General features: G+C 72.0%; 15 protein-coding genes and 1 tRNA gene. 2 read left to right on the forward strand and 14 right to left on the reverse strand.

What is annotated here, in order from left to right; all coding sequences use genetic code 11:
• Window positions 1-47: 47 nt before the first annotated feature.
• Window positions 48-1,292, forward strand: a complete 1,245-nt coding sequence (locus AB0368_RS10690; protein ID WP_366153574.1) for an acetyl-CoA C-acetyltransferase — start codon at window positions 48-50, stop codon at window positions 1,290-1,292.
• A gap of 61 nt (window positions 1,293-1,353) precedes the next feature.
• On the opposite strand, the gene AB0368_RS10695 is transcribed toward AB0368_RS10690, so the two are convergent.
• The 3 genes from AB0368_RS10695 to AB0368_RS10705 form a co-directional block, all read right to left on the reverse strand.
• Complete coding sequence (locus AB0368_RS10695) at window positions 1,354-1,956, reverse strand: HAD-IA family hydrolase (protein ID WP_366153575.1); 603 nt, start codon at window positions 1,954-1,956, stop codon at window positions 1,354-1,356.
• Window positions 1,957-1,990: 34 nt separating this feature from the next.
• Window positions 1,991-2,302 carry a hypothetical protein gene (locus tag AB0368_RS10700; protein ID WP_366153576.1) on the reverse strand — a complete coding sequence of 104 codons (312 nt, stop codon included), beginning with the start codon at window positions 2,300-2,302 and terminating at the stop codon, window positions 1,991-1,993.
• Window positions 2,303-2,374: 72 nt separating this feature from the next.
• Complete coding sequence (locus AB0368_RS10705; RefSeq protein WP_366153577.1) at window positions 2,375-3,199, reverse strand: Bax inhibitor-1/YccA family protein; 825 nt, start codon at window positions 3,197-3,199, stop codon at window positions 2,375-2,377.
• Between the two features lie 234 nt (window positions 3,200-3,433).
• Here AB0368_RS10705 and AB0368_RS10710 point away from each other — a divergent pair, with 234 nt between their 5' ends.
• Window positions 3,434-3,817: a response regulator transcription factor gene (locus AB0368_RS10710; protein ID WP_366153578.1), complete on the forward strand. Its 384-nt coding sequence runs from the start codon at window positions 3,434-3,436 to the stop codon at window positions 3,815-3,817.
• Window positions 3,818-3,989: 172 nt separating this feature from the next.
• Here AB0368_RS10710 and AB0368_RS10715 read toward each other — a convergent pair.
• The 11 genes from AB0368_RS10715 to AB0368_RS10765 all read right to left on the reverse strand — a co-directional run bounded on the left by AB0368_RS10715 (window position 3,990) and on the right by AB0368_RS10765 (window position 12,339).
• A tRNA-Leu gene (locus AB0368_RS10715) sits at window positions 3,990-4,072 on the reverse strand.
• Between the two features lie 128 nt (window positions 4,073-4,200).
• The gene (locus AB0368_RS10720; protein WP_366153579.1) at window positions 4,201-5,556 is read right to left on the reverse strand and encodes an NAD(P)/FAD-dependent oxidoreductase; all 1,356 of its coding nucleotides are present in this window, start codon (window positions 5,554-5,556) and stop codon (window positions 4,201-4,203) included.
• Window positions 5,557-5,666: 110 nt separating this feature from the next.
• The gene (locus AB0368_RS10725) at window positions 5,667-6,218 is read right to left on the reverse strand and encodes a hypothetical protein (RefSeq protein ID WP_366153580.1); all 552 of its coding nucleotides are present in this window, start codon (window positions 6,216-6,218) and stop codon (window positions 5,667-5,669) included.
• Between the two features lie 13 nt (window positions 6,219-6,231).
• Window positions 6,232-7,563 (reverse strand): DUF58 domain-containing protein, encoded by a 1,332-nt coding sequence (locus tag AB0368_RS10730; protein ID WP_366153782.1) that lies wholly within the window; start codon window positions 7,561-7,563, stop codon window positions 6,232-6,234.
• A 32-nt stretch (window positions 7,564-7,595) separates the two neighbouring features.
• Entirely contained in the window at window positions 7,596-8,582 is a 987-nt protein-coding gene (locus tag AB0368_RS10735; protein ID WP_366153783.1) for a MoxR family ATPase, read from the reverse strand.
• Between the two features lie 37 nt (window positions 8,583-8,619).
• A complete protein-coding gene (locus AB0368_RS10740; RefSeq protein ID WP_366153581.1) occupies window positions 8,620-9,222 on the reverse strand; it encodes a hypothetical protein in 603 nt (200 codons plus the stop codon).
• Entirely contained in the window at window positions 9,219-9,923 is a 705-nt protein-coding gene (locus AB0368_RS10745; RefSeq protein ID WP_366153582.1) for a DUF4129 domain-containing protein, read from the reverse strand. Before AB0368_RS10745 ends, AB0368_RS10740 begins: the two co-directional genes overlap by 4 nt.
• 47 nt (window positions 9,924-9,970) lie before the next feature.
• Window positions 9,971-10,708 (reverse strand): uracil-DNA glycosylase, encoded by a 738-nt coding sequence (locus tag AB0368_RS10750; protein ID WP_366153583.1) that lies wholly within the window; start codon window positions 10,706-10,708, stop codon window positions 9,971-9,973.
• A 14-nt stretch (window positions 10,709-10,722) separates the two neighbouring features.
• Complete coding sequence (locus AB0368_RS10755) at window positions 10,723-11,061, reverse strand: hypothetical protein (RefSeq protein WP_366153584.1); 339 nt, start codon at window positions 11,059-11,061, stop codon at window positions 10,723-10,725.
• Window positions 11,062-11,068: 7 nt separating this feature from the next.
• Window positions 11,069-12,013: a hypothetical protein gene (locus AB0368_RS10760; protein WP_366153585.1), complete on the reverse strand. Its 945-nt coding sequence runs from the start codon at window positions 12,011-12,013 to the stop codon at window positions 11,069-11,071.
• Entirely contained in the window at window positions 12,010-12,339 is a 330-nt protein-coding gene (locus tag AB0368_RS10765) for a PadR family transcriptional regulator (protein ID WP_366153586.1), read from the reverse strand. The genes AB0368_RS10760 and AB0368_RS10765 overlap by 4 nt, the downstream gene beginning before the upstream one ends.
• Window positions 12,340-12,346 lie beyond the last annotated feature (7 nt).

Genomic DNA, 12,346 nt, shown 5'->3' on the forward strand with positions numbered 1-12,346 from the left:
CGAAGTGGCGCTTCCGGATTAAGTTACCGGCGGGTTAACGTTGGCTCATGCCGGAAGCTGTCATCGTCGCCACCGCACGCTCCCCGATCGGCCGGGCCGTCAAGGGTTCCCTCAAGGACCTGCGCCCCGACGATCTCGCCGCCACGATCGTCGACGCCGCGCTGGGCAAGGTGCCGCAGCTCGACCGGACGCTGATCGAGGATCTCTACCTCGGCTGCGGCCTCCCCGGCGGCGAGCAGGGCTTCAACATGGCCCGCGTGGTCGCCACGCTGCTCGGCCTCGACGGGCTCCCCGGCGCGACCGTGACCCGCTACTGCTCCAGCTCCCTGCAGACCACCCGGATGGCGTTCCACGCGATCAAGGCCGGCGAGGGTGACGTCTTCGTCTCCGCCGGCGTCGAGACCGTGTCACGCTTCGCCCGGGGCAACTCCGACGGCCTGCCGCCGGACGCCCAGGCGCTGGTCGGCGGAGGCTGGGAGAACCCCAAGTTCGCCGAGGCCCGGGTACGCACCACCGAGGCGGCCACGAAGGGCGGCGTCTGGCACGACCCCCGCGAGGACGGCCACCTCCCCGACATCTACCTCGGCATGGGCTACACCGCGGAGAACCTCGCCCAGGCGTACGACGTGAGCCGCCAGGACATGGACGAGTTCGGCGTCCGCAGCCAGAACCTCGCCGAGAAGGCCATCGCCAACGGCTTCTGGCAGCGCGAGATCACCCCGGTGACGACCCCGGACGGCACCGTGGTCTCCGGCGACGACGGCCCCCGCCCGGGCGTGACCATGGAGGCCGTTGCCGGACTCAAGCCGGTCTTCCGCCCCGACGGCCGGATCACCGCCGGCAACTGCTGCCCGCTCAACGACGGCGCCGCGGCCGTGGTCATCATGAGCGACACCAAGGCCCGCGAGCTCGGCATCACCCCGCTGGCCCGGATCGTGTCGACCGGCGTCACCGCCCTCTCCCCCGAGATCATGGGCCTGGGCCCGGTCGAGGCGTCCCGCCAGGCGCTCAAGCGGGCCGGCATGACCATCGACGATGTCGACCTGGTCGAGATCAACGAGGCGTTCGCGGCGCAGGTCATCCCGTCGTACCGGGAGCTGAACATCCCGCTGGAGAAGCTGAACGTCAACGGCGGCGCGATCGCCGTGGGCCACCCGTTCGGCATGACCGGCGCCCGGATCACCGGCACGCTGCTGAACTCGCTCGACTGGCACGACAAGTCCATCGGCCTCGAGACGATGTGCGTCGGCGGCGGCCAGGGCATGGCGATGGTGCTCGAGCGCCTGAGCTGACACCGCAGCACGATCTTCCGCCGGGTTCGGCTGCCGAATAGGGCGCCGGGCCCGGCGGGTCTCATTCCAGGAACTGCTCGATCGCCCGGATCGCCCCCGCGTTGCCGGTGAAGTGCACCGCCCTCAGTCCCGCCGCCCGGGCCGCCGCCACGTGCGGGGCGTGGTCGTCGACGAACAGGCAGTCGGCGGGCCGGGTGGCGAGCCGCTCGCAGGCCAGCGCGAAGACCGCCGGGTCCGGCTTGAGCAACCCGGCCTCGTGCGAGTAGACGATGTCGTCGACGAGGCTGCCGAAGGCGTACGCCCGCTCCTCGCGCTCCCGGGCACCCACGAAGCTGTTGCTGAGAATCCCCAGCCGGCACCGCCCCCGCAGGCCGCGCACATAGTCGATGAGCTCGTCGTTCGCGGTGCCGAGGTACTGATCCCAGAGGTCGTCGAGAAACGCGGCCCGCGCGGCGTCGTCGAGGCCCAGCCTCGTCGCGATCCGGCCTTCCACCTGGGCCTCGGTGAGGGCGCCGATGCTGCCGGCAGCCCACACGTCGGCGAGCCGGCGGTTCAGCTCGCCGGAGGGCAGGCCGAGGCGCCGTTCCCAGCGAGCACCCCAGCCGGTCGGCGGAGTGAGCTCCAGGACGCCGCCGATGTCCAGAAGTACGCAACGTTCGGTCATGGGTTTCACCCTGCGGCTTACCCCAGGGTCAAGGTCAAAGCGCTTTGCGTACGGCGAGCACGTCCGCCGTGGCCGCCTCGAGGATCGCGTCGGCGGGAGCGGCGACGACGAGGTCGCCGGTCATCACGCGCAGCTGGTCCGGCAGGACCATGTCCGGCTCCCGGGGCACCTCGCGCCGTGGCCGGTGCTCCGCCTCCGCGCCGAGGTCGGCGAGGCGCTGGACCAGGCCGTGGACGAGGTCACCGCGCGTACCCTCGCCGGCGGGCGCGCTCCACCGGCCGGCCTCCCAGTGCCCGACCTGCGACAGCAGGCGCTGGACCGCGACTCGGAGTTCTTCGGCAGCCACGCGGTGACCCTATCCAACGCAGAAACGCCCGGCCCGCGCGAGGCGGGCCGGGCGTTGTCGCCGGGTGCGACGTCAGTCGTCGCCCTGCAGGAAGCTCAGCAGGCGCAGGATCTCGATGTACAGCCAGATCAGGCTGACCAGGATGCCGAACGCCGCGGTCCACGAGTAACGCTGCGGGAGGCCCATCCGGACCCCCTCCTCGATCTCGTTGAAGCTGAGGATGAAGCTCAGCGACGCCACGACGATGCACACGAGGCTGAAGACGATGCCGAGCGGGCCGTTGTCGCGCAGGCCGGTGTTGACGTCGAAGAGCGACAGCACGAAGTTGATCAGCATGACGGCGAAGAGGCCCGCCATGATCGCGATCATGCCGCGGACGAACTTCGGCGTCGCCCGGATCACCCGGGCCCGGTAGAGGAACGCCATCAGGAAGAAGACGCCGAAGGTGGCGACCACCGCCTGCAGGACGATGCCCTGGTAGCCGGCGATCTCCTGGAAGAACTTGCTGACCAGGCCGACGAAGGCGCCCTCGACGACCGCGTACGCGACGACCAGGGCGGGGTTGGCCATCCGGCTGAACGAGATGATGAAGCCGAGCACCAGGCCGACGACGGCCGCACCGATCCAGGCGGCGCCCATGAGGCTGGTGGGGATCAGGTTCCAGGCCGCGACGGCGGAGACACCGGTGATGCCGAGCAGCATCACAGTTTTGACGACGACGTCGTCGATCGTCATGGGTCGCACCGCGGGCGGGGCTGCGGGGTAGCCCGAGGCCGACGGGTACGGCTGACCGTAACCCGGCTGACCGGCGGGCGGTCCGTACGGTCCGTATCCGGCCGCGCGCTCCCGCTCGGCCGCCTGGCCGAGGCGCGAGAGCACCGGGTTCGAAGTCTTCACTGTGTCCAGCCTCCCTTTGAGGTTGAGGCACGCAGGGGTCGTTGCTCTACCAGAGTAGGCGCACCACCAGCTCAAAGCGGTCTGCGGAAGCTGTGAACGAGCTGAAAACCCCGCACGAGCCTGCTATTTCTGGTTCCGCGTCCCGCGATTTTCCTTGAAAGCGATAAATCGGTGCAAAAGCCGCAAAAGTGGGAATGCCCCGACCCTGACCGCCACCGTTACGGAGACCCTGCCATGGCCGACATCCTCCTCGCCGAACAGCTACCCGACCTCCAAGAGGTCACGGCCCGCATCCTGCGCCGCGCCGGCCACGACGTGCGCGTGACCGCCACCGGGCACGAGGCCCTGGAGCAGACCCGCAACCAGCCACCCGACCTGCTGGTCATGAACCCCGATCTGCCCGGCCTCGGTGGCCTCGACGTCTGCCGCCGACTGCGCGAGAACCCCGGCACCACCACGGTTCCCATCCTCATCCTGTCCGTATTCCAATATCCCGCCGAACAGGCCGCAGCCCGCGAAGCCGGCGCCGACGACTACCTCGGCAAACCCTTCTCCCCCGCCGAGCTGCTCGCCCACACCGAGAGCCTGCTCACCCACACCGGGAATGCCTCCCGATGACCGGTTTCCGGGCCGACGACGAGTACGCGGGGCACCTGGCGTTGCTCGCGTTCGCCGAACCGCGGCCGCCGACCACCTCAATGAACTCCGCAAACGCCGCGGCCTGCGGAACCCCGTCGCAGATCAACCGCGGCCGGGTCCAACCACCATCCGCGTGGGCGGGTCCTTCGCGTGCCCGGGGCGGGTCTCGAACCCGCACGCCTTTTCGGGCAGCCGCTTTTAAGGCGGCCGTGTCTGCCGTTCCACCACCCGGGCCGGTGCGCTGATGCTCACCGTATCCGGTGCAACCCACCCGGCACGACGCCGGACCGGCCGGAAGCGGTCAGCCGGGCAGGAACGCGGCAAGGCCCGCCCGATGAATCACCGGGCGGGCACATCTGCCGTCAGCGCAGGCCGGCACCGACGGGCTCGGTCGCCCGGTCATCGGCCAGCGGCGGCGTGACGTGGGTGAACTCCTCGCGGGGCGTGTGGAGCTGCCCCAGGGAGATCACCTCGCGCTTCAGCACGAAGGCGAGCGTCCAGTCGGCCAGGACGCGGACCTTGCGGTTGAACGACGGGATCCGGCTCATGTGATACGTCCGGTGCATCAGCCACGCCGGGAGGCCCTTGAGCTTCACGCCGTAGATCTTCGCCACGCCCTTGTAGAGGCCGAGGCTGGCGACGCTTCCCGCGTACTTGTGCTTGTAGTCCTTGGGGACGCCGCCGTAGACGACCTGGCGGATGTTGTCGGCGAGGACCGCGGCCTGCCGGACGGCGTGCTGGGCGCTCGGGGAGCACCAGGCGCCGGGGCTGGTCAGGTCGGGGACCTGGGCGCAGTCGCCGGCCGACCAGGCGCCGTCGAGGACCTCGTCGCCGTCGACCACCTGGAGGGTCGGCAGGCAGGTGACGTGGCCGCGGGGGCCGCGGGGCAGGTCGGTGTGGTCGAGCATCGGCGACGGCTTGACGCCGGCCGTCCACACGATCGTCTCCGCGTGGAAGACCTCGCCGTCGGAGAGGCGGACCTCGCCGTCGACGCAGGACTCCATGCGGGTCTCGAGGCGGATGTCGATGCCGCGCTTCTGGAGCTGGCGGGCCGCGTACGCGCCCATCTCGGGGCCGACCTCCGGAAGGATCCGGTTGGACGCCTCGACGAGGACGAACCGGACCTCCTCCTTCGAGAGCTCCGGGTAGTACTTGAGGCCGTCGCGGACGACGTCCTCCATCTCGGCCAGCGCCTCGACGCCCGCGTAGCCGCCGCCGACGAAGACGAAGGCCAGCGATGCCCGGCGCACCTCCCGGTCCGGCGTCACGGCCGCGACGTCGAGCCGGTCGAGGATGTGGTTGCGCAGGTAGATGGCCTCACCGATGGTCTTGAAGCCGATGCCGCGCTCGCGCAGGCCGGGGATGGGCAGGGTGCGGGAGACCGAGCCCGGCGCCACGATGATGTGGTCGTACGCGATCTCCTTGATCGGGCCCTCGATCGGCTGCACGGTGACCGTCTTGCGGGCGTGCTCGATCCTCGTGACCTCGCCGGAGACGATGTGGCAGCGCTTCAGCTCGCGACGCAGCGGCACCACCGCGTGGCGCGGCGAGATGTTGCCGGCCGCGGCCTCCGGGAGGAACGGCTGGTACGTCATGTGCGGCTGAGGGTCGATGACGATCACCTCGGCCCGGCGGGCGTTGAGCTTCTTCGACAGGCGCAGGGCCGCATACAAGCCCACGTGTCCTGCGCCTACCACCACGATGCGTTGCGGGTTCACGTATTCATTGTCGTGGTCGGGCCGGTTCCGTGCCTCGTTCTGTGACCAACAACAAAGTCCAGAAGTCAAGAGTCGTGACACCCGTGTTTCGGTTGCATTTCGCTGAGAATTCAGGGCCGGCGAAGCAGCCGGGCGAGGAGCAGCGTCACGGCGACGGCCGCCGCGAGGCCCACGAGGGTCGCCAGGACGAACGCTCCCCCGGCCAGCCCGGCGGTCAGGCCCAGCGCGACGACGGTCAGCACCGCCGAGCCGAGGATCACCGCCCCGGCGCGTACCAGCCAGGACGTCACCACGTCGGGATTCACGATCGCGTCGTACGGGAGCACCGCCGCCAGCGCCGCGAGGCTGTGCCCGGCGTACAGCAGGGTCGCCACGGCCAGCACCCGCCAGAGGGCTACGCGGGCGTCGTACCAGGTGGTGTCGAGGATCCAGCCGCCGACGACGGCCAGGGCGGCGACCGTGACGCCCCGGCTGCGCGGTGCGAACGCGGGGTAGCACGCGACGATCGCGAGAAGGACGACGGCGCGGCTCACGACCAGCGAGACGGGCCACGCCACGAGCATCGCGGCGAGGAAGGCGAAACCGATCGCGCCCCGCAGGAGTACGGGCATGACGGTGGCGCGACCCACCGCGGTCCGGGCGCGGTCGATGCGGCCGACCATGCCGCCGAGCATGTCAGCGTCCCCTCGGCGCCGAGGCGAGCCGGGAGACGTCGCGCAGGACCAGGTCCAGGCTGCCCGCGCCGGCCCAGGTCACCACGGGTACGCCGTGCTCGCGCAGCCGGCCCAGCACGTTCTCCCGCTCGATCCGCCACAGCCGGGTCGCCAGCGGCGTCCAGTGGCTGCGCTGCGGCGGCGCGGCACCCTCCGGCAGCGTGTCGACGGCGACCGTGAAGCGGCCGGACTGGACGAGCCCGGCGAGCATGTCCGCGGCGCGCGGATCCACCAGCGGGGTGAGCACCACGACGAGGGCGTCCGAGGAGACGTTGTGCGCGCCGAAGCCGTGCTCGTACGGCTCCCGGTCGGTGGTGTCGGCCCGCACGTCCAGCAGCCACTCGAGGACGGTGAGGTACTGGCGGCGGCCGGTGGCGGGGCGCAGCCGGCGGGCGGTGGAGCCGTACTCGGCGAGGGAGACCCGGTCGCCGCGCTGGAGGTAGTGCTCCGCGATGGCGGCGGCCGCGCGGACGGTCGTGTCGAGCACCGACGCCTTGCCCTTCACCCCGCCGGACACCCCGGCCTCGCCGAGGACGTCGAGCAGCAGCAGCACCTCGGCGTCACGGTCGGACAGGGTGGAGGCCACGTGCAGGTCACGGGTACGCAAAGACACCCGCCAGTCGATGCGGCGCAGCCGGTCACCGGGCGCGAACGGGCGTACACCGGCCAGCTCTCCGCCCTCGCCCGGGCGCCGCGAGCGGTGGTTGCCGACCAGGCCGGCCGCCGCGGGCATCGCCTCGGTGGCCGCGAACGGCTCGGTCTCCGGATAGACCCGCACCCCGCGGGCCGGCACGACGACCGGGCGGCACGCGAGCAGGCCGCCGCACGCGGCCACGCGGGCGGCCGCCGGACCCACGTCGTGGCGCCCCCACCGGTTCGCTTTGCCGGGCAGCTCGACCGCGGTCCAGCCGTCGGGCGCCACGGTGATCGCGAAGGGGCGGTCGGCGTCCTCGAGCCGCAGCCACGGCGACGTGCGGGTGCGGACCACCACGAGGTCGTAGGTGATGACGTCGGGGTTGGTGACCGTCACCGACGCCTCGACGGCGCCGCCCTCGACGATGTGGTCCTCGTCCGCGTCGATCCTCAGCTCGGGCGCGGACCGCGGCATCCGGCGCAGGCCCACCGCCGCCCCGATGGCGAACGGCGCACCGAGCAGCACCAGGTCGACCCGGCCCAGCGCTACGCCGAGCACCAGCAGCAGGCCGGTCAGCAGGACCGTACGGCCCAGGGCGCGGGTGGGCACCCAGACCGGGGGCGCCCAGCCCTCGTCGGCCGCCGCCTCCGCCGGAGGCACTGCGGCCCGCAGCGGGGGCGGATCGGTGACGGTCACTGCTCCGCGTACCCGCCCGCGTACGTCGGCAGCGCGCCGCTGGCCGGGGCCGGGACGTTCTGCAGCACCTCCTGGACCACGAACGACGGGTCGACCCGTCGCAGCCACATCTCCGGCCGCAGGGTGATCCGGTGCGCGAGGGCGGGCACGGCGACGTCCTTGACGTCCTCCGGCACCACGTAGTCGCGGCCGGCCATCACGGCACGCGCCCGGGCGAGCAGCAGCAGGGCCAGCGACCCGCGCGGCGACGAGCCGACCAGCGCCGAGGCGTGCTCGCGGGTGGCGGCGGTGAGCGCCACGATGTAGCGGCCGATCGAGTCCTCGACCACGACCGATTCGAGCGCGGCCTGCATGGACCGCAGGGTGCGGGCGTTCACCACCGGCGCCAGCTGGGCGTCCTCCTGGCGGCGGGACATGCGCCGGCGCAGCACCTCCCACTCCTCGTCCTGGGTCGGATAACCGAACGAGACGCGCAGCATGAAGCGGTCGAGCTGGGCCTCCGGCAGCGGGTACGTGCCCTCGTACTCGATCGGGTTGGCGGTGGCGAGCACGTGGAACGGCGGGTCGAGGCGATACGTGACGCCCTCGACCGACACCTGCTTCTCCTGCATCGCCTCCAGCAGCGCGGCCTGGGTCTTGGGCGGCGTACGGTTGATCTCGTCGGCGAGCAGCATGTTGGTGAACACCGGACCGGCCCGGAAGGCGAAGTCGCCCTTGCGCTGGTCGTACAGGAACGAGCCGGTCACGTCGGCGGGCAGCAGGTCGGGGGTGAACTGCAGCCGGCGGAAATCCAGCCCGAGCGCCTGCGCGAAGGAGCGGGCGGTCAGCGTCTTGCCGAGGCCGGGCAGGTCCTCGAGCAGCACGTGGCCGCCGGCCAGGATGCCGGCGAGCACGAGCTCGAGGGCGTCCCGCTTGCCGACCAGCACGCTGCCGACCGAGTCGAGGACCGCGCCGGCCAGCCGGCCCACCTCATAGGGCGGCATGGCCTCCACGCTCGCGTCCGTCACCGATTCACCCTTCTCAGATCTTCTCCAGCGCGTCGACGTACGCCGACAGCTCCCGGGCCTTCGGCGGCCGCCGTCCCGGATCGTCCAGCACCTGCCACAGCGGCTCGCCCAGCAGTTCGCGCGCCTTCCGGGGATCCGACGCGCGGGTGATGCCGTGCCGCAGCCGCAGGCGCTCGTCGACGAGTTCCACCAGTGCCGGCTGGACGATACGCGAGAAACGCTCGGCGTCGTGCTGCGCCCAGTCCAGCTGCTGCTCCCAGCGGCGTACGGCGACCCGCAGCGTGTCGTTGCCGGCCCACCGGTAATCGCCGCTCTCCTCCCCGCGGCGGCCCTTCGCGCGCGGCAGCGGTGGCGGCGCCACTTCGGACACCGCGAGCATGAGCAGGCGCAACGAGGCGAACGCGGCCGCGATCAGCAGGACGGAGACAGAGATGCCCTGCGAGCGCAGCACGGCGACGGTGACCACGGTGGCGAGCACGACCAGCAGCACGTTGCCCACGATCCGGCCGGCGCGCGAGCGGCGCTTCTCCTCGGCGACGACCGGCTCCTCGGCCGGGGCCCGCTCGGCGACGCCGCCGAACAGGTCCTCGAGGCCGCCGTCGGGGTCGCGGCTCACGACGGCACCCCGGCACCGAGGTCGGCGCGCAGCCGCTCCAGCGCGGTGACCGCCTGGCGGCGCATCTGGTCGTCGACGGTGTGGGTCGCATACCGCGCCTGGCGGTAGACGTCCGCGAACGGGGTCAGCACGGTGGCCTCGACCCGCTGCTCGGCGAGGAGGCGGGCGACCAGGTCGGTCGGGCTGTCGCCGGCGTGCCGCGGGGTGCCGGCGGCCGCCGCGGCCTGTTCCAGCCGGACCCAGCAGGCGATCACCGCCCGGCGCGGGTCACGGTCGGTGTCCGACAGTTCTTGGAGGCCGGCGTCCAGGGCGGCGACGAGGTCCTCGGCCGTCCGTGAGTCGGCGCGCGGCGCGACCCGGCGGCCGGTGCGCCGCGCCCGCCGCCGGCCCTGCTCCCGCAGCACGGCCCAGATCACGAGCACGATCACGGCGATCACGGCGAGGCCGATGACGATCCAGGCCGCGGTGCCGACCCAGCCGGGCAGGCCGCGGGCCGCCTCGACCGGCTCGGGGGTGGCCGACCGGATCGGCTCGGGGCTCGGCGGCAGCAGGGGCGCGGCGGTGGCCTCCGCCTCGGCCCCTGCGTCCGGGTTGAAGCGCTCGAGCTGCGGCGCCGAGCGGGTGGCCGCGAGCGAGGCGAGGAAGAGCAGCGCGAGGACGGCGGCGAGCGGCCACCAGCGTCGCAGTGCGGCGAGTTCCAATGCTCAGGCCCTGATCCGGATCGGCGGGAAAGTCGGCAGGACACGAATCATGCCAGGCCCGCGAGCCGTTTCGCACTGTCGAAGACGTCGTCGAGCATGGCGGGGGTGAGCCGGCCGGTGAAGGTGTTCTGCTGCGACACGTGATAGCAGCCCAAGAGATCGGGGAGGCCGGGCATGACCACGTGGGCGCCATGGCCGAAGGCGGGCCTCGGCACGGGCGGGCTCTGGGCGTACACATGGCGCAGGATCGGCCACCACGCGGCCCAGGCGAACCCACCGAGGGCGACCACCACCCGCAGCGTGGGCCTGATCAGGGAGACCTCTCGGTGCAGCCACGGCGCGCAGGTGTCCCGCTCGGCGGGCAGGGGCTTGTTGTCCGGCGGCGCGCACCGGACCGCCGCGAAGATCCGGGTATGCCGCAGCGCGAGCCCGTCGTCCGCGGCGACGCTCGTCGGCTGATTGGCGAGGCCGGCCCGGTGCAGGGCGGCGAAGAGCACGTCGCCGGAGCGGTCGCCGGTGAAGATCCGCCCGGTGCGGTTACCCCCGTGCGCGGCCGGGGCCAGCCCGAGGATGCCGATCGACGCGTCGGCGGGCCCGAGGCCCGGTACGGGCCGCCCCCAGTACTCCTGGTCGCGGAAGGCGGCACGCTTGGTGACCGCGACCTCCTCCCGCCAGGCGACCAGCCGCGGGCAGGCGAAACAATCCGCGACGTCCGCATCCAGCTCGGTCAGGCCGGGCGCCGCGGCCGCGTGGGCGGCGACGTCTTCAGGGGTACGGCTGAGCACGCGTCCAGCATCGCTCAGCCCGCCCGCCGCAGGCACAGCAGGTATCCGTCCCCGGCGCTGCTGCTGTAGACGAAGTACTCCTCGTCCGCGGCGAAGAACGACTCGCACGCCCTGCTCCGGGAGTCGCTCTGGCCGTCGATGCGGCCCACCACGGTGTACGCGGCGGCCGCCTGGGCACAGCCGACCACCGTCGCGTCGGCCTCCGCGTCCTCGCCCTGCCGCACGTCCGTAGAGGTGGCCAGGCAGTCGCCGACGGCGGCGTCCTTGGCCTCGTCCTCCCCGGCCGAGACGACCACGACGGTCACGACGACCGCGAGGGCGACGACCGCGGCGGCCAGGTGCCGTTCTCTCACATGTCTGTCAACGAGGGGTCGGCGATTCCGAGGCGCTCGGGCTCGTCTTCCCGGAGGGCGTTGCGCCGGGCATTCGGAACGGAGCGCGGCTCGGACAGTACGGGTAGACGCCGCCCTCCCTCTCGACGTAGTTACCGTCGTCGTCGGAGCAGGAGGCGTTGCCGAGGTGGATCGGCTGCCCGTTCTGGTCGAACAGCCGGGCGTTGGTGATCAGCCGCCCCTGCTCGTCGTAGACGAAGACGTCATCCACCCCGCTGTACGGGTCGTCGTAGTTGACGTCCGAGAAGTACGAGTCCCGGGTGCTGCTGTCGGCCTCGAAGAAGCCGGCCAGCGCGACCATCACCAGGACGGCCGAACCCGCGTACAGGAAGAGACGCGGGACGCGCGGCAGGCGCGGGACCCGGCGGCCCAGCCACACCGAGCCGAAGATCGCGGCACCGAGCAGCATGAGGGCCACCGCGTCGCTGCCCCCGATGCGCGGGAGCAGGCCGATCGGCTGATCGCTGTCGTCGAGGATCGAGGCGACGACCATGGCGGCCAGATAGCCGCGCAGAATCCACCAGGCCGGCCGCAGCAGCACCAGGAAGTCGCTGGCCTGCTCGTACCCGATGAGCTTGCCGACCCGGGCGTCGGCGGCGCGCACCGTCGGCATGACGTGCTCCCGCAGCTGCGGCACCACCAGATCCTGCAGGTCCGCCAGCGGGTTGTGCCGGCTCGGCGGCGGGTCGGGGAAGCCGCCCACGAAGGGCGCCGTGCCGCGCAGCTCCGCCGCGTACGCCTCGGGGCTGCCCAGCCGATCGACCAGGGAGCCCTCGCCATCGGCCATGACCTCGGTCAGATGTTCCTGCAGGTCCTCGAGCAGCTCCTCACGCTGAGCCTCGGGCAGGTCACCGAGGGCCGCGCGGACCGCGAAGACGTACGCGGTGATCTCGTCCTGAGCCGTGGGTTTCACGCCGTCTCCCGCTCGCGAAGCAGATCGTCCATCGTTGATGCGAACTCGTGCCAGATCTTGCCCGACCGCTGCAACTCGGCCCGGCCCGCGGCGTTGAGCGCGTAGTACTTCCGGTGCGGCCCCTCGACACTCGGCACGACGTACGTGTTGAGAAAGCCGGCATTGAACAGCCGGCGCAGGGTGCCGTAGACGCTGGCGTCCCCGACCTCGGTGAGCCCGGAGATGCGCAGCCGGCGGAGGATGTCGTAGCCGTAGCCGTCGTCCTCCCGGAGGGCGGCGAGGACGGCGAGATCCAGGACTCCCTTGAGGAGCTGGGTCGTATCCACGGGTGGC

Origin of the sequence: Actinoplanes sp. NPDC051475 (assembly GCF_040689425.1) — a bacterium.
GTDB lineage: Bacteria > Actinomycetota > Actinomycetes > Mycobacteriales > Micromonosporaceae > Actinoplanes.